Here is a 19,039-nt window from a genome sequence, read left to right as displayed (position 1 = left end):
ACGCTGGCCTGTTTTACCATTTGCAAAGAGTGACAACTCGATACCGATACCGAACCCGATCCCGATAGCGATGATGTCAGGCGGGGCCAAATAGAAGGCCCATATGATCGAAACATGGCATGTGCATTGTTTTCGGAGGTAGCAATGTTGGCATTTGTTGCAAGCATTCCTCATCGGTATCGGTATCGAATTTTTAAATGTGTTAGCCCCGGAACCAACCCGCTTTCTTATGGAAAATTCATTTTGAACACGCTATGATTCCCCCTCGATTCTAAGATGATCGAAAGGAGAAACGAAATGCATTCCGTAATGATTCGTCCGGCAACTTACGACAACGCCCGTGACGCCGTTGACGAGACGTTTGCACATTTTTCCATGGACCTGCAGGGGAAAAAGGTGCTGATCAAACCTAACGTGCTGCGGGCGTCCGAGGCCGCCGAGGGCATCGTCACCCATCCGGCCGTATTGGCCGCCGTGGTGGAGAAGGTGGAAACCTTCAGCCCGGCTTCCATCGTGGTGGGCGACAACCCCGGCCTGTTCAGTTACGGGGCCAATGAAGCGGCCTTCGAGCAAGCCGGTCTCATGGCGGCGGCCAAAGGCCATTATCGCAATATCGGCCTGGATGCCGTTTCCGTGCCCTTCAACCCGGCTTTCATGGAACATGTGGGCGTTTCCCGGGACATCCTCGACGCCGATGTGGTCATCAGTCTGCCCAAATTCAAGACCCACGGCCTGACCGTCATGACCGGGGCCGTCAAGAACAGCTACGGAATTCTGCCCGGCGCCCAGAAGGCCCGGCTGCACAAGATCGCCGGCAACCCGGCCCGGTTCCACGATCTGGTGGTGGAGGTGTTCGGACTTCGGGTGCCGGATCTTTTCATCATGGATGCGGTGGTGGGCATGGAGGGCAACGGGCCGGCATCGCCGGACCTTCGCGACATCGGGATGATCCTGGCTGCGGACAATGCCGTGGCCATGGACGCGGTGGTGGCTACCATGATGGGCCTCGATCCCGGCCGGCTGCGTTTTCTCCAGAAGGCCGCAGAGGCGGGGCTGGGGAGTTGGCAGATGACGGACATCCAAATCGACGGCAACCTGGTGGTGATCAAGGATTTCAAGGTCCCGCCCCTGGGCGGTGAGGCGATCCATGACAATGCCGCGGTTCAGGAGACGATCCAAAGCAAAGTCGTTCTCGTTCCCCGGCCCGATCCGGACCGCTGCACGGCCTGCGGCGCCTGCGTGGAGCAATGCCCGGCCGAAGCGCTCTCCATCCCCGAAGATCTGCCCGTGGCGGACATGGAGCGCTGCGTGACCTGCTTCTGCTGCCAGGAGATGTGCCCGGAAAAAGCCATGGTGCTGCAATGACAAAAATGATGGAGTAATGAAATGAAAACCGCTTTTGTTGTCTACTGTTCTCCGGCGGGGTCCACCCGCCATGTTGCCGAAGTGATCGCCGCATCGCTGAAAGAGAACTCCGTCACCGTTCATACCCTTGACCTGGGAACCGCGGATGATCCGGCTCCCTTTGTCGATCGACTGAAAACGGCCGGGGAAGGGGACTGCCTCTTCGTGGGATCGCCGGTCTATCGGGACGTGGCCGTCCCCCCGGTGATGGCGTTTTTGAACCAGTTGCCGTCGGTCGCCGGCCCGACTTTCGTTCCTTTCGTTACCTGGGGAGGCGCCACCAGCGGGCTTGCGCTCTGGCAGATGGGCCAGGCCCTGGAAGGCAAGGGTTTTCGTTGGCGGGAGCCGCCAAGGTGTTGGGAATACACTCCATGATGTGGACCGACGAAAGCCCCGTGGGGCAGGGGCACCCGGACGCCGACGATGACCGTCAGATCCGTGAGTTGGTGAATCGCCTGACGCAAGGTAACGCGTCCCCCTTGTACCTGGACGCGCTTGACTGCCTGTCGGCGGAGGACAGCGGCGAGGTCAAGAAAAAGCTGGACGAGCCGTGGCAGAACGTACCCAAAACCATCGACGAGGAGAAGTGCACCCAGTGCGGAACCTGTGTTCAGGTCTGTCCGGCGGGGGCGGTGGCGCTGGATCCGCTGCCGGTATTCGATGTGAACTGCTTTGACTGTTTCAACTGCGTTCGTGAATGTCCCGAGTCGGCCATTGTCTCCCCGATGAATTTTGAGGTCCTGCACGACAAAATCCGCAAAAGGGCGGAGAAATTCAACGAAAAGCCGCCCACGCAGATTTTCGTGTGAAAGGCGGCCAGACTGCGGCGCCCGCTTCCGTTGCATGGATCGCTGTCGCCAAATGAAAACGCATCGAAGACCCGATAGAATGGGAGAAGCTGGAAAACAAATAGGGTAAATGCCCAAAAAAAGTGCGTGGCAGGATTGCATTTTTCCTTTAAAGCAGGTATCTTGCCCCGCACAACAACACGATGCCGCCCATTGCGAGGCCGTTTTTCCCTGTATCCATCAGCTTTCGCAATGGGCGGCGCCTTTACGAGAACGGAATCGATTATGCTGGTCACCCAAAAGAAACAATACGCCCTGCGCGCCATCTTCGAACTGGCCAAACAAAAGGGTGACCAACCGGTGAAATCCTCCGCCATTGCAGAAGCGCAGTCTATCCCGCTGCGTTTCCTGGAGGTGATCCTGGGGCAGTTGAAGCGCGCCGGAATCGTCAACTCCAAGCGGGGGTTTTTCGGCGGGTACAGGCTGGTTCAACCGCCGGATCGGATTTGCGTGGGGGATATTTTCCGGTTGCTCGACCGGCAAGACGGCACCCAGGCCAATCTCGCCTGTTCGTCCAGGGGAAGCTGCCCCTTCCGGGGAAGTTGCGTTTTCCTTCAGGTGTGGGACCAGGCCGAGCAGGCCATGAACAGCGTATACGATCAGACCACCATTCAGACCCTGATCGATCAGGAGGAAAACCAGGCTGATGTAAATTCGTTGTTGTTGCAGCCGACACCGGTCGATTAAACTGGTTGATTAAGATAGATTTCCACGCCATCTCCTTCTCTCCCAATCCTATCCAATACCGACAATAGTTTTACCCGCCTGCATTTCGGCCGAGCCTCTACGCGTCCAGGCAGCGGGCCTTCGCATCCAGGCGTTAAGTATACCCATTGCGATCCTTCATATGCTAGATGAAATTCATTTTTTACTCTTGACATCAATTGTTGTTTTTCTCTATTGTTTATTTTCAGCTCCCTGTTTTTAACCGATCCGGCGGACCCACGGTTGCAGTCAGCCCGCGCTGCCGCAAGATCCCGGAGCCACCCCGAAAACTCGGTGTCAGAATAACCTATTTTCATACAAGGGTATTTTCTCTCTATCTTCAACCAACGGCAAAAGGAGGCCATATGACCAATCCCTATGAAGCTGCATTTGAGCAGTCGATCAACGATCCGGATGGATTCTGGGGCAAGGCGGCGGAGGACTGCCACTGGTACAAACGCTGGGACAAGGTGCTCGACGATTCCAACAAGCCCTTTTACCGCTGGTTTACCGGCGGTGAAATCAACACCTGTTACAACGCCCTGGACTACCACATCGAACAGGGCCGGGGTGAGCAACTGGCCCTGATTTACGACAGTCCGGTCACCGATACGATCACGAAGTATACCTACAATCAGCTTAGGGACGAGGTAGCCAAATTCGCTGGCGTGCTGAAAAGCCTGGGCGTGGAAAAGGGCGACCGGGTGCTGATCTACATGCCCATGATTGCCGAGGCGGCCATGGCCATGCTGGCCTGTGCGCGCATCGGGGCGGTGCACTCCGTGGTTTTCGGCGGGTTTGCCGCCAAAGAGCTGGCCACGCGCATTAACGATGCCAAACCCAAAGTGATCGTCACGGCCTCTTGCGGCATCGAAGTCAAAAAAGTGATCGCCTACAAACCCTTGCTGGATGCGGCCATCGACATGAGCGCCTCCAAGCCCGATAAGTGTGTGATCTTCCAGCGCCCCATGGAAAAGGCTTCCATGATCGACGGTCGGGATGTGGACTGGGAAGCGGCCATGGCGGCGGCATCCCCAGCCGAATGCGTGCCGGTGGCGGCCACCGACCCGCTCTACATTCTCTACACGTCGGGCACCACTGGCCAGCCCAAGGGCGTGGTGCGGGACAATGGCGGCCATGTGGTGGCCCTGAAGTGGACCATGAAAAACATTTACAACGTGGATGCCGGAGACGTCTACTGGGCCGCCTCGGACGTGGGCTGGGTGGTGGGCCACAGCTATATCGTCTATGGCCCGCTGTTCAAGGGCTGCACGACTATTCTTTTCGAGGGCAAGCCGGTGGGCACCCCTGACGCCGGGGTCTTCTGGCGAGTGATCGCCGATCACAAGGTCAAGTCCATGTTCACCGCGCCCACGGCGTTCCGGGCCATCAAGCGCGAGGATCCCAATGCCGAACTGATGAAAAAGTACGATCTGTCCAATTTCAAGGCCCTGTTCCTGGCCGGCGAGCGCCTGGATCCCAACACCCTGCACTGGGCCGAAAACGCCCTGAAGGTGCCGGTGGTCGATCACTGGTGGCAGACGGAAACCGGCTGGGCCATCTGCGCCAACTGCCTGGGTCTGCACGAATTTACGGTCAAGGAAGGCTCGCCCACCAAGCCGGCGCCCGGCTGGAACCTGCAGGTGGTCGACACCAACAACCAGCAGGTGGCCGCCGGTGAAATCGGCGCCCTGGTGGTCAAGCTGCCGCTGCCTCCGGGGGCCCTGCCGACCTTGTGGCAGAACGACGACCGCTATGTGGAATCCTACCTGGAAGAGTTCCCCGGCTACTATAAAACGGCAGACGCCGGTTTCATCGATGCCGACGGGTACGCCTTCGTTATGAGCCGTACGGACGACATCATCAACGTTGCCGGCCACCGGCTGTCCACCGGGGCTATGGAGGAAGTGCTTTCAGACCATCCGGATGTGGCCGAATGCGCCGTGCTGGGCGTCGAGGACAGCCTCAAAGGACAGGTTCCGGTAGGATTCATTGTTCTCAAGGCCGGTGTGTCCAAGGCCCAGGACGAGATCGTCAAGGAGGTAATCCAGATGGTGCGCGAACGCATCGGACCTGTGGCGGCCTTCAAGACGGCCACGGTGGTCAAGCGCCTGCCCAAGACCCGTTCGGGCAAGATCCTTCGGGGGACCATCCAGAAAATCGCCGACAACCAGGAGTACAAGGTGCCGGCGACCATCGACGATCCGACCATCCTGGGCGAGATGGAAGAGGCCCTGGAGGGCATCGGTTACGCCAAAGCCAGAAAGTGATGGACTGCGGTATCGCCTGACCGAATCGTCAAAACAGGTAACAACGCCGGGTGCTTCCCGAGATGAGGGAGCCCCGGCGTTTTTTTGCCTTATTTACAGTTGATTAAATCGCAAAAAGTGGAATTTGGTCCATTGGTGTCATTCCCGCGTCGGCGGGAATCTATAACTATATGAAAATAATGGATCCCCGCCTACGCGGGAATGACATGTCTGGTGAATTTTTGCGAGTCCGCCACGATTTAACGCTTCAAACGGCCACAACACGATCCCTGCCCTGGCGTTTGGCCTGGTAAAGGGCTTTGTCGGCCAGTTCCAACAGTTTTTCCCCGCTGGTGTCGCCATCGGGATATCGGGCCGTGACTCCGACGCTGGCGGTGATGTGAAGGGTCTGGTCGTCGAAGGTGAATTCGAATTCCTTCACCCGCTTCCGAAAGCGTTCGCAAAGGGAAACGGCCTTTTCGAGGGAGGTGTCGGGAAGGATGATGGCGAACTCTTCTCCGCCGTAGCGGCAGCCAACGTCGTATTTGCGGATGCTGTCCGCCAGCAGTCGGCCGAAATCCTTGAGAACCCGATCGCCGCACAGATGGCCGTGAGTATCGTTGACGAGCTTGAAATGATCCAGATCGATGATGCACAATGCGAGGCCGTGGCCGTAGCGTTCGGCACCGGAGACCTCCCGGTCCAGGGCTTCGGCGAAATAGCGCCGGTTGAACAGGCCGGTCAGTTCATCGCGCATGGACATTTCCGCCAGCTTTTTCTGGGCCCTGCGCATTTCCCGCTTCAGGCTCGCCTTTTCCAGTGCATTGGAGATAATGCGCAGAAGCGCCTTGTCGCTGGCCTTGGCTTTGGGCAGATAGTCGTACGCCCCGGCCTGAATGATCCGCGAGGCGATCAGTTCGTCCCCCTGCCCGGTGATGACCACCACCGGCGTTTCCAGCCCTTTGCTGTTGACCTTTTCGAGGAATTCGAGTCCGGTGCCGTCGGGGAGAAGATAATCCAAAAAGATCAGGTCGAAGTGATCTTTTTCCAAAAGTTCGAAGGCCTCCTGAATGGATTTTACCCGGTTCAACCGCAATTGGTCGTGCTTGTGCAGGATCTGTTGAATGGTGCTGAAATCTTCGTCCCGGTCTTCAATGGACAGAATGGAAACCTGCTGGTCCAGGTTTAAAATGGTTTTGCCGCCGGCATAGGACTTGGATTCGTCATGACGCAGGGTCTGGATCTTTTTGACGATGTCGGAAATACGGTTGGCTGCACCGGTGATTTTTTTTATCCGTTCGGCGATGTTGTCCGGGATTTCGGCCTCCATCTCCATGAGCTGAATATTGCCCATGAGGACCATGAGCGGTTGATTCAGTTCGTGGGCCGTGGCTCCGGCCATCTGCAGCAAAACTTTGAGGCGCTCCTCTTCGATCACGGACTCCTGCTGCTCCTGGATTTTGCGGTTGACCTCTTCCAGTTCCGCGACCACGCGGCTTAGTTCGGCATTGCTCTGCTGCAGTTTTTTTCGCTGCTGAAAAAGTTCCACGAAGACCTTGACTTTGCTTCTTAAAATCGACGGATCCAGCGGCTTGAACAGATAATCCACGGCGCCTTTTTCGTATCCGGTGAAAACGTGCGCTTTATCTTTGTTGATGGCGGTCACGAAAATAATGGGGATATGGCGGGTCTTTTCGCTGCCCCGGATCAGTTCGGCCACTTCGAAGCCGTCCATTTCCGGCATTTGAACGTCCAGCAGAATCAGGGCGAAGTTGTGCTCCAGCACCAGACCCAGCGCCTTGTTGCCCGAGGTGGCGGTGACGATCGAAAGATCCGGGCGATCCAGAACAGCCTCAATGGCCAAAAGATTTTCGGGCCTGTCGTCGACCACCAGAATTTTTACTTTTTCCTCTTTGGCCATGGGTTCGATCCCGCTGATGGGTTAAGAGGTGCTCCGCTTGAGTTGAAACCAGATCTTGAGCATCGATGCGAGCTTGTCCGGATTCACCGGTTTGGACAGGTAGTCGTCGGCCCCGGCCCGGATGCATTTTTCACGATCGCCCCGCATGGCCTTGGCCGTCAGGGCGACAATCGGAAGGTCCGTATAGCGCTCCTCCTCGCGGATTTGCCGAATGGCCCGGTAACCGTCCACACCGGATATCATCACATCCATGAGAATAAGATCAATGTCCGGAAAACCGGAGAGTTTGTCAAGGCTTTCCTTGCCGGTCTTGCCGGTGACCACCCTGACCCCCAGGTCTTCCAGAACGTTGGAAACGGCAAACACCGTGCGCATGTCGTCATCGACCAGCAGCACCCTGCGGCCTTTCAAACGGTTGATGCGGTTGTCCATGGCGGCCAAATGGTTGCGGCAGTCTTCATTCAGGGCTTCGGGCGGCAGATGCAGGCGGGATATTAGCGCCGTCAGAAGATGGTCGGGCATGTCGATCCCCTGGAGGTTCAGCAGGTGGGCATAAGGGTTGGCCTCGGGGCTGAAATTCGCTTTCAGCGGTCTTCCCGAGTATTGAAATACCGGCATCGGGTCCTTTTGCAGGCCGGCGAGAAATTCGTGCTGCCCTGCGGCCACCATAACCGGATGCAGGATGACGGCATGCACGTCTTCCGATTCGAGAACGGCCCGGGCGTCTTCGGCCGTGGTAACGGCGACGGCCCGAAGGCCGAACCCGTCGACGGTGTCGACGATTCGTTTGGCCCGTTCCCGATCCGGGGCCGCCACCAGGATCCTGTACTGCCCCATGGATTGGATTCTTTCGATGCGCCGGAAGGCTGTCTCGAGATCGTCAGGGGCAACCGGTCGGGCGAGATGGCCGGCGGCCCCCCGGGTTGCCGCTTCGAAGTCGTCACCGCGAGGCGATACGGTAAATACCGGAATGTGGCGGCTTTGGGGGTTGGTTTTGAGGCGCGAAACCATCTTCCATCCGTTTCCGGACGCCTCCGGGTTCAGGAAAATGGCGGCGGGCAGGTAGTAGTCGGCAAAATGAAGTCCCGTTGAAAACTGTTCGGCCACCAGCGTCTTGTACCCCTTCAGTTGGGCAGCGGTTTTGATGGGGGCGATGGTGTCTTCATCGGTATCGACGATCAGAATGCACTTGTCCCCGTGGGTCAGCCGGTTGCGGTCATCGCGCGCCGGGCCCTCCAATGCCGTCCACCGTTCGTTCCGGTCGGTGGTTTCGATCCTTTGCGGCTCGGCCGGTGTTTTTTCGACAAGATCGTCGTAAGCGATGACCGGTTCGCTTTCCGGCGGCGTGAGCGGAATATGCAGGGAAAACCGACTGCCCACGCCATCCTCGCTTTCCAGCCGTATTTCTCCGCCCAGGATTCGGGCCAACTCCCGGGAAATGGAAAGACCGAGGCCGGTCCCGCCGTATTTGCGGCGATTGGAGCCGTCGACCTGTTGGAAGGCTTCGAACACCATTTCCTGATTGGCTGCAGGGATACCGATGCCCGTATCCACGACGCAGATCGTCAGGGTATCGCCCTGGCCGCCGCTTTCGGACCGAATTTCCCCACGGGAAACGGCAACCTCCAGCCGGATGGATCCTTCGGGGGTGAATTTGAATGCATTGGAGAGAAAATTTTTGATGATCTGTTCGAGGCGCTTGCGGTCGGTAACCAGCTCTTCAGGTACATCCGGGGCCACATGGATGTCGAAGGCCACACGGTTCTGCTCGGCCAGGGGAGAAAAGGTCACCAGCATGCTCCGGGTGATGTCGCGAATCGTAACCGGTGCCCGGTGCACCTCCATTTTGCCCGATTCCACCTTGGCCAGGTCGAGAATTTCGTTGATCAGGGTCAACAGGTCCTCGCCGGCCGAATGGATGGTGCGGGCGAATTCGGACTGCTTGGGCAACAGGTTCTCCTCCTTGTTCTCCAGGAGCAGGCGGGAGAGCAGCAGGATGCTGTTGAGCGGCGTTCTGAGTTCATGGGACATGTTGGCGAGAAATTCACTCTTGTACTGGCTGGAAAGTTCGATCTGCCGGGCTTTTTGGGCCAACTCCCGGTGGGCCTTTTGCAGCGCCCGGTTCTGCTGTTGCATATCCTGCTTCTGTTTTTCCAAAATGGCCATATTGGCTTCCAGGTCGGCCGCATTTTTCGTCATTTGCGCATTGGCCGCCTCCAGTTCCAATTGTTTGAGCTGAAGGGTTTCCTCGGAGGCCTGAAGGGCCCGGGTCTGGCTCTCAAGCTCACGGGTTTTGGCCTGCAGGGCGGCTTCACGGCCTTTTAGCTGGGCGGCCTGCTCCCGCGATCGTTCCAGCAGGGATTTTTCCTGACGCCTGAGTATCGCGGCGTTGAGGGCCACGGCGATGACCCTGGCGGCAGCCTCTGCGAAGCGGCCGTCGGATGCGCTGAAACGATCCGTTTTTTCCAGATCCAGCGCCCCGATGCCGGTTTGACGAAGCAGCAGCGGCAGCGTGATCAGGTTGGCCCGGTCAATGGCGGTCACCGGTTTTGGCGGTTTTTCGGCGGTATCCCTTTGAAACCAGAGGGGCGCTTTTTCCCGGAGCGCATCGACGGCCCGCCTTTTTCCCGGGTGGCGAGCCTGGCCTTCATCGTGGCCGGGAAGCCCCGGAAAACGGCTCTGCCAGCGGGGCCCGGCATCCTCTTGGACGATGTAGATATCCGCCCGACACAGATCCAGGATCTGGTAGAGGAATTCCAGGGTGTTGAGATTCAACTTCTCGAGTTCCTGTTCACCGGCGATCAGGCCGTGCAGGCGCGTCAGTCCGGTCATGAACCGGATCTGGTCTTCGTGCTGGGACGCCGCCGTTTTCAGGTGATCGAGCAGGCTCGCGACGGCCATGGCCAGTTCGCCGATCTCATCGGCGGCATCCACCTCAACCGCGTCAGCGAATCGGCCCCGGGACGCCATGGCAACGTCGTGGGACAGATCCTCCAGCGGGCCGACGATGCGGTGGGACAGGATCCCCGCGGCCAACAGGGCCCCCAGGGCGGTCAGCAGCACGGTGGCGGCGATGACGGTGCCCGGCAGATGGGCTGCTCCCAAAGTGGTCAGCAGGTCCTGTCCCTGGATCAGGTAGCTGAAAAGGCCCAGCACCACCAGGGGCAGGGCGGCGGCTGCCAGCAGAAATACCAGCAGCGTCCGGCCCAGGCGTCGGCCAAAGACCAGGTCCAGATAGAACGGATACCGGGCGGAAGTAAGTTTTTCCGTGGTTTCGTTCTGGTGGTCGTTCCGGGGTTTCATGGATTGTCGTCCGATTGTCGGATTGGCGTTGCGGCCAGCGTCCGCTGCCAGAAATGTTGCACCATTTTTCTCAGGTGTTCGAACCGATGGCTATCGATGCGGTTGGATTGCTCCTGAAGATTGAGGCGGTGCGCTACGGCCCGGTAGATCAGATACGCCTGCCGCAGGCGATAGGCGGCGGTCTGGTCCAGGATGCCGGTTTCGGCCAGGGCCTGCAGCAGCCGCACGTTGTCGGTCCAGCGGGTCAGTTCCGGGCGGTCGGCGGCATGTTGCAGCACCAAATACTGGACCAGAAACTCGATGTCCACCATGGCCCCGGCCTCTTCTTTGATGTCGATCTGGTCTGGTTGAACCTCCAGTCGGCTTTCCCGCATGCGTTCGCGCATGTCCCGGACATCGGTCTTCAACGATGTCGGGTCCCGCCTCCGGCACAGGATCTGATGGCGGATGGCGGAAAAGGCCTCGCGCAGCACGGCATCGCCGGTAATGGGACGCGCCCGGATCAGGGCCTGGTGCTCCCATGTCCAGGCGTCGTTGCTCTGGTAATCCTCGAACCCCTTGATCTGGCTGACCAGCAGCCCCGAAGCCCCGCTGGGCCGCAGCCGCATATCGACTTCATAGAGCATGCCGGCTGCCGTATGGGTCGACAGCATGTGGACCACCCGCTGTCCCAGGCGGGCGAAAAAATGGGCGTTGTCGATGGGGCGGGGGCCGCCGACCGTCTCCCCGGGGTCTGCCGCGTGGAGAAAAACCAGGTCCAGATCGGATCGGTAGCCCAGTTCGAAGCCGCCGAGTTTGCCGTAGCCGATGACGGCAAAGCCGCGCCTGCAGATCTGGCCGTCCAGGGTGCAGGTGGGGCGGCCGTGTTTTTGCACCAGATGGTTCCAGGATATTTCGACGACCTTGTCCAGGATGGTTTCAGCAATCCAGGTCAGGTGGTCGCTGACCTTCATCAACGGAAGGGTGCTGGTGATGTCCGATGCGGCCACCTTCAGGGTGTTCACCTGCCGGAAAATGCACAGGACTTCGATCTGATATTCCAGATCGTCTTCGGGCACGTCCGCCAGCTTGCGTTCCAGTTCGGTCCGCAGGGCTTCGGGACCGGGCGGCGCATACAGGGTACGCGGATCTAAAAGTTCGTCCAGCAGCACGGGGTGGCGGCTGAGAAAGGCGGCGATCCACGGACTGGCCCCAACCAGTCGAATCAGATGCGTCAGGGCGGTGGGGTATTCGATGAGCAGGGAAAGGTAGCTGGTGCGCTGCTGAATGCATTTGAGCAGTTGCAGCACCCGCTGCAGAACCGTTGCGGGATCGTCGCAGCCGGCAGCGGCCTCCAGCAGGCGCGGAATCAGCTTTTCCAGCCGCTGTCTTCCCGCACTGCTCAGCGCCCGGGTGGCCGGCTCGGCATCGAAGCCCCTCAGCAGCCCGGCAGCGGCCCCGCCGTCGGGAAAACCGGCGGCTTCCAGCAGGCGGCGGCGTTCGTCGGTCGATTCGGCCACCGACCAGGCCTCGACCAGGCCCGACGCTTCGCGGCCGCCCGATCCCGCCGAACCGGAATCCGTTTCCAGCAGGCCGTCAAAATGAATGCGGACCTTGCGGCGGTGGCCGTCCAGAATCTCCCGGAAGCTTTCCCAGCTGTCGTATCCCATGGAACGGGCCAGGCGCAGGCGAGCCCCCGGGTCTGCGGGCAAGGCATGGGTCTGCCGGTCATCGACTTCCTGGAGCCGATGTTCGGCGGTTCGAAGAAAGCGGTAGGCGTCGGTCAGTTCGCGGCATACCGCCGGAGGCACAAACCCTTCCCGGCCCAGGGTCGCCAGGACAAACTGGATGGCCGGCTTCTGGAGCACGGGCAGCACGCCGCCCCGGATCAACTGGAACATCTGGCCGAAGAATTCGATCTCCCGGATCCCGCCGCTGCCCAGCTTGATATTGTCGTGCAGGTTTTTGCGGCGAACCTCGGCGCTGATTTTGCGCTTCATCTCCCGCAGGGATTCGAACACGCCGAAATCCAGATAACGCCGATAGACGAAGGGGCGCAGCCGCAGCAGCAATTCGCGGCCGGCCTTTCGGTCTCCAGCCACCACATCGGCCTTGATCAGGGCGTAACGCTCCCACTCCCTGCCCTGGTGCTGGTAGTAATCCTCCATGTGATCGAAATTCATGGCCAGGGGGCCGCCGTCGCCATAGGGCCGCAATCGGGTGTCCACCCGGAAGACAAAGCCATCGGTAGTGGTTTCGCCGATGGCCTGGATCAGGTGCCGGCACAGGCGGGTGAAAAAGGCCTCGTTGGCGACCGGGGCTTTGTCCCCCTCGGTTTGTCCTCCGGAGGGGAAGGTAAATATCAGATCGACGTCCGACGAGAAATTGAGTTCTCCGGCCCCCAGCTTGCCCATTCCGATGACGACCAGCCGCTGCCGGGTGCCATGGCTGTCCCGCGGGATCCCGTCCACGGCGCACTGGCCGGCGTACAAGAGGTTCAGGGCTCCGTCGATTGCCGCGCGCGCCAAAGCGGAAAGATCGGCCATGGTTTCATCCAGGTCGCTGAAGCCGGTCAGGTCCCGGACGGCAATGCGTACCATTTCCCGCCTCCGGAAGGTGCGCAGGACCGGTTTCAAAGCCGCCAGAAGGGAGGGAACGGCGGCCTCCGGTCCGGTTTCCGCCATCGTTTGAAATTGCGAATTCAGCCGCCGGGCCATGCCGTCGTCATCGTAGGGGGCGAGCAGATCACCGCTGTCGATCAAATCCAGTGCCATGTTCGGTTGGTGGATGCAGCCGGCCGCCACGAAATCACTGAAGGCGAAGGCCGTATTCAACAGCCGGGCACCCTCCGATTCGGGGTCGAAGGTGCTGCCCGTGGCTTTTGCCTTTTGGCAGAAGGCGGTCCAGTGTTCTTGCTGCTTTTCCGTCAGTGCGTCGCGGGAGCCAGTCATCGGGCATCGTCCATTCTTTTCACGGCGGTGGTTGCAAAGGGCTCCTCCCCGTGGGTAGCATCGACCGTTGGCCCATCGAAAAAGGAGAAAACCGACCTGAACAAAAAGTAGCAGATTTGGCCAATATTGCCAAGATCGTTATTTTTTCGATGGTTTACGTAATGTGCCACCCGCAACCGGCAATGATTTCAATTTTGTAGTTTTTATCGCATTTTTATTTCGTTTTTGTAATAAATGGCCGGGCAACCAGGGGGGATTCGATGTGTATTGTTAGGATGGCATTGGAAATCCGATGATTTTGTGGTACGGTACAAAGCTTGCAAAAAACTATTTTGGATCGAAAAAAACAAGTCTTTCTTTCGAGTCCGGCATTGAAGCGTCAGTGCCGGATTTTCTACCCCCGGCGGTTAAAAGGAGCGAGTCAACCATGTGCCGACTGTTTGCCATGACCAGCGAGACCCCCGTCTCCCCCATGATTGCCCTGGAAGCCATGGACGTCATGCGGGAAGGCCACGATGGATCCGGTGTCGGTCTGTTCCTGCGGGATCTGGGCGGCCCTTTCGAAGAGATCAAGGATGCGCCGATTCTTTCGGGCATCTTCAGCGAGGAGGGCCTCCGGCGTTTGGATGCCTTCATGATGGATATCGGGTTCATGACCAAGTACAAGATCACCATCAAAGTGCCCAAGAATCCGCCTCCCGGCGTTCCCAAACGCGATGTCTACCTGATCCGGGCCTATGAATATCCAGAAGAGTGGGATGACGAGCCCACCGAGGTCCTGTACGACAGACTGCTGAAAATTCGTCTTCAGCTCAGGGCCATGGGTGAGGAGAAGGGCGACATGATCGTTTTCTCTTTCTGGCCGGACGTTATCATGCTCAAAGAGATCGGCGACCCCTTGCAGGTGGCCCAATACCTGAAGCTGGACCGCAAGGAGCTGCATGCGCGGGTCATCATGGCCCAGGGGCGGCAGAACACCAATTACGCCATCAACCTGTATGCCTGCCATCCCTTTTTCATTCAGGGCTACGCTTCCATGACCAACGGCGAATGCACGGCCTTCACGCCGATCCGGGAGTTCCTGCTCTCCCGCAACTTTCCCGGATACTCGGGCTACCAGAGCGACTCGGAGGTATTCACCCATATCCTGCACTTCACCCAGACCCGTCTGGGGCTGGATGTGTGCGGATACAAACACGTCATCACCCCGTTGCAGGACAGCGACATCGCCGTCCACCCCAACGCCGAATTGCTTAAGCAGCTCAAGCACTCCTGCCGGCGGCTGACCATCGACGGTCCCAACTGCGTCATCGGCTGTTTGCCTGACCACAGTCTGTTCATGGTTCAGGACCGCAAGAAACTGCGTCCCGGTGTGGTGGGCGGCCGGCCGGGTCGCTATGCATTCTCTTCGGAAATATGCGGTCTGGATTACGCTGTTCCCGACCGCGACAAAAGCCAGGATTTTCAACCCATGCATCTGGACACGGTCATTGTGGGACCGCAGCGCCAGGAGGTTTCCGTATGCAGCCAAACGCAACCATTAGCCCTTCTACACTAAGCGTCAAGGACCTGCCCTGGCAGATCCTTTGGCAAAAAGACAAGTGCACCCTGTGCGGCCGGTGCACGGCCGTGTGCCCGGTCAACGCCATCGAACTGGGTGTTTTCCGCAAGCGAAAGATCACGGTTTCGCTGGATCCCCAGGGCAACCCCGGCAGCAGTTTCGACGTTTACCACGGCATCCGCCAGAAGACCGATCCGGCCTATGCCTGCGTGGGGTGCGCCACCTGCAGCCTGGTCTGCCCCAACGACGCAATTTTTCCCATGCGGTCCGACGAGGCCGACAAGCTGCGCTTCCACATCAACCGCGGCGGCCAGCCTCGCAGCAGGGGAGGGCGGCGCAACGTACCGGGAGGCATTCTGGATCAGATCAAGTTCATCCGTATTTCCATGCTCACCGACCCGGCCCTGGATGCCGGCCGGCACGAATTCGAACTGCGCACCCTTTTGGGCCGGATTCTGCCGCCGGAGAAAAACCTGAAGTTTCTGGCCGAAAACGGATGGATCCCGCCGGTACGCGAAATCTATCCGCTGGTCATTGGCGGCATGAGTTTCGGCGCCCTTTCTCCCAACATGTGGGAGGGGCTGCAGATGGGCGTGGCGTACCTCAACGAGGAACTGGGCATGCCCGTGCGCATCTGCACCGGCGAGGGCGGCTGTCCGCCGCGTCTACTGCGCAGCCCTTTTATCAAGTACGTGATCCTGCAGATTGCCAGCGGCTATTTCGGCTGGGACGAGATCATCCATTCCATTCCGGAAATGGTGGAGGACCCCTGCGCCATCGAGATCAAATACGGTCAGGGAGCCAAGCCCGGCGACGGCGGCCTGCTCATGTGGCACAAGGTCAACAAGTTGATCGCCGCCATTCGCGGCGTGCCGCCGGGCGTCAGCCTGCCCAGCCCGCCCACCCACCAGACCCAGTACTCCATCGAAGAGTCCGTGGCCAAGATGATACAGTCCATGTATATGGCCTGGGGATTCCGGGTGCCGGTCTATCCCAAGATTTCGGCCACCTCGACGGCCATGGCCGTGCTCAACAACCTCACCCGCAACCCTTACGCCGCCGGTCTGGCCATCGACGGCGAGGACGGGGGCACCGGCGCCGCCTACAACGTCTCCATGGACCACATGGGCCATCCCATCGCCACCAACATCCGGGACGGCTACCTGAACCTGGTGGAAGTGGGCATGCAGAACGAAATTCCCCTGTTTGCCGGGGGTGGGGTTGGCAAAAGCGGCAACCTGGCGGCCAACGCCGCGGCTTTGATCATGCTGGGTGCCAGCGGCGTCCAGACCGGCAAGTACATCATGCAGGCGGCCGCCGGCTGTCTGGGGTCGGAAAGCGACCGCTGCAACATCTGCAACATCGGCCGCTGTCCCCGGGGGATCACCTCCCAGGATCCCCGCCTCTACCGACGCCTGGACGTGGAAAAGGTGGCCGAACGGGTGGTCGACCTTTTCCTGGCTTTCGACACGGAACTGAAAAAGATCGTGGCGCCCCTGGGCCGCTCCACGGCCCTGCCCATCGGCATGTCGGATGCGCTGGGCATCAGCGACTACGATGCCGCCCAGCGGCTTAAAATCAAATATGTAGTGTAGCGCCGGAGAAGATGGAATGACGGAAAAGAGACAACCTTTTACCATAACGGGGAAACGTGAGGGCGAACGGCTGGCCTCGCGGATTCTTGAAGAACAGATCCAACAGGCTGTGCAGGCCGGGCACCGTCATCTGAACGTTCAGGCTTTCGGCCAGCACGGCATTGGCGGGCGTTTGTGGAAAACCAACGGCGAACCGGTCCATATCACGGTGGAAGGCCACGCCGGCCAGCGGTTGGGGTCACTGGGATACCCGGGCACCTTTATCGAGGTGATGGGCCCTGTGTCCGACGATGTGGGCTGGCTCAACGCCGGGGCGGTCATCACGGTGCACGGCCATGCCTCCAACGGCGTGTCCAACGGCATGGCCCAGGGCAAGGTCTACATTGCCGGCAACATCGGTTCCCGCGGCATGACCATGACCAAGTTCAATCCCCGCTTCGAACCGCCTGAATTGTGGGTGCTGGGCAGTGCCGGCGACTATTTCGCCGAATTCATGGCCGGCGGCGTTGCCGTCGTCTGCGGCCACTCGCCTCAGAATCCGGACAATGTGCTGGGCTACCGGCCCGCGGTGGGAATGGTGGGAGGGCGGATTTTCTTTCGTGGTCCCCATCAGGGCTTCAGCCACGCCGATGCCAAGATGATGCCCATCGAGGACGAGGACTGGCAGTGGCTGACCGAAGGAATGAAAGCCTATCTGACGGCCATCGACCGTTTGGAGCTGTTCGACGACCTGACCGTGCGTGAAGCCTGGCAACTCATCGTTGCCCGCTCGCCCCAGGACAAGGCCGGTCCGGGCCGCCGATCCATGGCCGACTTCCGGGCGCTGGTATGGGAAAAACAGTTGGGCAAGGGCGGCATCGTCGGCGACCTGACCGACATCGATCGCAGCGCCATCCCCCTGATTACCCAGGGCGACCTGCGGCGCTTTGTGCCCGTCTGGGAAAACCGCAAGTTCAAGGCCCCGTGCGAAGCCTCCTGTCCGTCCGGCATCCCGGTGCAGGAGCGCTGGCGTCTGGTGCGCGAGGGACGGGTGGATGAGGCCGTGGACTTGGCTCTGGCCTTTACCCCTTTTCCGGCTTCGGTATGCGGCTACCTATGCCCCCATCCCTGTATGACGGCCTGCACCAAAGGGTCGGCCTTTATGGCCCCCGTGGATGTTTCCCAGCTGGGTCGGGCCAGCATCAATGCCGGCCTGCCGGAACTGCCGCCCCTTTCCGGCAAACGCATCGCCGTGATCGGCGGGGGGCCTGCCGGTGTTTCCACAGCCTGGCAGCTGCGGCGCAAGGGCCACGAAGCCGTGGTCTTCGACAATGCCACGACGCTGGGCGGCAAAATCGCCTCGGTGATTCCTAACAGCCGGATTCCGGCCGATGTGGTGAAAAAAGAATTGGAGCGGGCCGCCGAAGTGATCCCCCATGTTCATTTACAGCAGAAGCTGACCCGTGAAGATACCGACCGGCTGGCTGGCGATTACGATTTCGTGGTTGTGGCCGCCGGAGCGCAGAAGCCGAGAACTCTGCCCATTCCGGGTAATGAACGTCTGGTGACCGCCACAGATTTTCTCATCGACGCCAAGACCGACGGCGCCAAACCGGGCAAGCGGGTGGTGATTATCGGCGCCGGCAACGTGGGCTGCGATGTGGCCACTGAGGCGGCCCGATTAGGCGCCGAAGAGATTACCCTGCTGGACGTTCAGGAGCCGGCCAGCTTCGGCAAGGAGCGTGAGGATGCCGAGGCGGCGGGCGCCGTGTTCCGCTGGCCGGTATTCACCCGCCGGATCGCCGAAAAAGGGGTTGAACTGGAGAGCGGGGAGCTGATTCCCGCCGATACGGTGATCATCTCCATCGGCGATGCGCCGGACCTGGATTTTCTGCCTGAGGACGTGGCCACCGAGCGCGGATACGTGGTGGTCAACGACGACTACCAGACCTCCAATGCCAAGATTTACGCCATCGGCGATGTGGTGCGGCCTGGCTTGCTCACCGACGCCATCGGCGCCGGCCGGCGGGCGGCGGAAACCATTAGCGAAATTCTGGCCGGTAAACGGCCCGGGGCCGACCGCAAGATGGTTATCGACATCGAGCGCGTCTCCCTGGAATACCTGGACCCGCGGATCGTTCAGTACGAGGACATGGACCAGTGCGGTTCACAGTGCTCCTCTTGCGGGACCTGCCGCGACTGCGGCATCTGCGTGGCTGTCTGCCCGCAAGCGGCCATCAGCCGCAAGGCCGGGGAAGGTGTGGAATTCGAATACGTGGTGGATGCGGAGCGCTGCATCGGCTGCGGCTTCTGTGCCGGCGCCTGTCCCTGCGGCATCTGGGATTTGGTGGAGAACACGCCCATCGGCTGACAAGTATGCGGTTTCCGATAAAACCCGATATCCGCGAACCGATAGAAACGTTATCTTCTTTTTCGGGAATGAAGGAAAAAGGGCTTTCGATTTGCCCTTTACCCAACAGCCTGAATTAGAGAAAAGGAGCCGGTTGGTGTTGACATTGACCGCCGCCGTCCACAGTTTCCATC

The 19,039-nt window shown here is 59.7% G+C and carries 11 protein-coding genes; 8 read left to right on the top strand and 3 right to left on the bottom strand.

Translation table 11 applies throughout. The features are described 5' to 3' along the window. Window positions 1-297 precede the first annotated feature (297 nt). The 5 genes from GN111_RS17000 to GN111_RS16980 all read left to right on the top strand — a co-directional run bounded on the left by GN111_RS17000 (window position 298) and on the right by GN111_RS16980 (window position 5,227). Window positions 298-1,365 carry a DUF362 domain-containing protein gene (locus GN111_RS17000; RefSeq protein WP_155304890.1) on the top strand — a complete coding sequence of 356 codons (1,068 nt, stop codon included), beginning with the start codon at window positions 298-300 and terminating at the stop codon, window positions 1,363-1,365. A gap of 21 nt (window positions 1,366-1,386) precedes the next feature. Next, complete coding sequence (locus GN111_RS16995; protein WP_155304889.1) at window positions 1,387-1,779, top strand: flavodoxin family protein; 393 nt, start codon at window positions 1,387-1,389, stop codon at window positions 1,777-1,779. Next, window positions 1,776-2,213 (top strand): 4Fe-4S dicluster domain-containing protein, encoded by a 438-nt coding sequence (locus tag GN111_RS16990; RefSeq protein WP_155304888.1) that lies wholly within the window; start codon window positions 1,776-1,778, stop codon window positions 2,211-2,213. Before GN111_RS16995 ends, GN111_RS16990 begins: the two co-directional genes overlap by 4 nt. Window positions 2,214-2,477: 264 nt before the next feature. Further along, window positions 2,478-2,939, top strand: coding sequence for an RrF2 family transcriptional regulator (locus GN111_RS16985; RefSeq protein WP_155304887.1), 462 nt, complete (start codon window positions 2,478-2,480; stop codon window positions 2,937-2,939). A 383-nt stretch (window positions 2,940-3,322) separates the two neighbouring features. After that, window positions 3,323-5,227 carry a propionyl-CoA synthetase gene (locus tag GN111_RS16980; RefSeq protein ID WP_155304886.1) on the top strand — a complete coding sequence of 635 codons (1,905 nt, stop codon included), beginning with the start codon at window positions 3,323-3,325 and terminating at the stop codon, window positions 5,225-5,227. A gap of 247 nt (window positions 5,228-5,474) precedes the next feature. On the opposite strand, the gene GN111_RS16975 is transcribed toward GN111_RS16980, so the two are convergent. Genes GN111_RS16975 through glnE form a run of 3 tightly spaced genes read right to left on the bottom strand, consistent with a single transcriptional unit; the run spans window position 5,475 to window position 13,360 of the window. Beyond that, window positions 5,475-7,127, bottom strand: a complete 1,653-nt coding sequence (locus tag GN111_RS16975) for a diguanylate cyclase (protein WP_155304885.1) — start codon at window positions 7,125-7,127, stop codon at window positions 5,475-5,477. 21 nt (window positions 7,128-7,148) lie between these two features. Continuing rightward, window positions 7,149-10,430, bottom strand: a complete 3,282-nt coding sequence (locus GN111_RS16970) for a response regulator (protein ID WP_155304884.1) — start codon at window positions 10,428-10,430, stop codon at window positions 7,149-7,151. After that, window positions 10,427-13,360 carry a bifunctional [glutamate--ammonia ligase]-adenylyl-L-tyrosine phosphorylase/[glutamate--ammonia-ligase] adenylyltransferase gene (gene glnE, locus GN111_RS16965; RefSeq protein ID WP_155304883.1) on the bottom strand — a complete coding sequence of 978 codons (2,934 nt, stop codon included), beginning with the start codon at window positions 13,358-13,360 and terminating at the stop codon, window positions 10,427-10,429. The genes GN111_RS16970 and glnE overlap by 4 nt, the downstream gene beginning before the upstream one ends. Before the next feature lie 427 nt (window positions 13,361-13,787). Between glnE and GN111_RS16960 the strand changes: the two genes are divergently transcribed. From GN111_RS16960 to GN111_RS16950, 3 genes are read left to right on the top strand one after another with little or no spacing between them, the layout of a single operon-like run. Next, complete coding sequence (locus tag GN111_RS16960) at window positions 13,788-14,918, top strand: class II glutamine amidotransferase domain-containing protein (RefSeq protein ID WP_155304882.1); 1,131 nt, start codon at window positions 13,788-13,790, stop codon at window positions 14,916-14,918. Next, window positions 14,882-16,516 carry a glutamate synthase-related protein gene (locus GN111_RS16955; RefSeq protein WP_155304881.1) on the top strand — a complete coding sequence of 545 codons (1,635 nt, stop codon included), beginning with the start codon at window positions 14,882-14,884 and terminating at the stop codon, window positions 16,514-16,516. The genes GN111_RS16960 and GN111_RS16955 overlap by 37 nt, the downstream gene beginning before the upstream one ends. Window positions 16,517-16,532: 16 nt before the next feature. Then, entirely contained in the window at window positions 16,533-18,866 is a 2,334-nt protein-coding gene (locus GN111_RS16950) for an FAD-dependent oxidoreductase (RefSeq protein WP_155304880.1), read from the top strand. The last annotated feature ends 173 nt before the right edge of the window (window positions 18,867-19,039 follow it).

The sequence above is a fragment of the Desulfosarcina widdelii genome (genome assembly GCF_009688965.1).
Taxonomy (GTDB): Bacteria; Desulfobacterota; Desulfobacteria; order Desulfobacterales; family Desulfosarcinaceae; genus Desulfosarcina; species Desulfosarcina widdelii.
This window is presented reverse-complemented; position numbering and strand designations above follow the sequence as displayed.

What these genes read in the sequence shown, in the direction of transcription:
- GN111_RS16950 (WP_155304880.1), top strand. Translation starts at nt 16,533, where the DNA reads ATGACGGAAAAGAGACAACCTTTTACCATAACGGGGAAACGTGAGGGC.
- GN111_RS16955 (WP_155304881.1), top strand. Translation starts at nt 14,882, where the DNA reads ATGCAGCCAAACGCAACCATTAGCCCTTCTACACTAAGCGTCAAGGAC.
- glnE (WP_155304883.1), bottom strand. Translation starts at nt 13,360, where the DNA reads ATGACTGGCTCCCGCGACGCACTGACGGAAAAGCAGCAAGAACACTGG.
- GN111_RS16980 (WP_155304886.1), top strand. Translation starts at nt 3,323, where the DNA reads ATGACCAATCCCTATGAAGCTGCATTTGAGCAGTCGATCAACGATCCG.
- GN111_RS17000 (WP_155304890.1), top strand. Translation starts at nt 298, where the DNA reads ATGCATTCCGTAATGATTCGTCCGGCAACTTACGACAACGCCCGTGAC.
- GN111_RS16995 (WP_155304889.1), top strand. Translation starts at nt 1,387, where the DNA reads ATGAAAACCGCTTTTGTTGTCTACTGTTCTCCGGCGGGGTCCACCCGC.
- GN111_RS16960 (WP_155304882.1), top strand. Translation starts at nt 13,788, where the DNA reads ATGTGCCGACTGTTTGCCATGACCAGCGAGACCCCCGTCTCCCCCATG.
- GN111_RS16970 (WP_155304884.1), bottom strand. Translation starts at nt 10,430, where the DNA reads ATGAAACCCCGGAACGACCACCAGAACGAAACCACGGAAAAACTTACT.
- GN111_RS16990 (WP_155304888.1), top strand. Translation starts at nt 1,776, where the DNA reads ATGATGTGGACCGACGAAAGCCCCGTGGGGCAGGGGCACCCGGACGCC.
- GN111_RS16985 (WP_155304887.1), top strand. Translation starts at nt 2,478, where the DNA reads ATGCTGGTCACCCAAAAGAAACAATACGCCCTGCGCGCCATCTTCGAA.
- GN111_RS16975 (WP_155304885.1), bottom strand. Translation starts at nt 7,127, where the DNA reads ATGGCCAAAGAGGAAAAAGTAAAAATTCTGGTGGTCGACGACAGGCCC.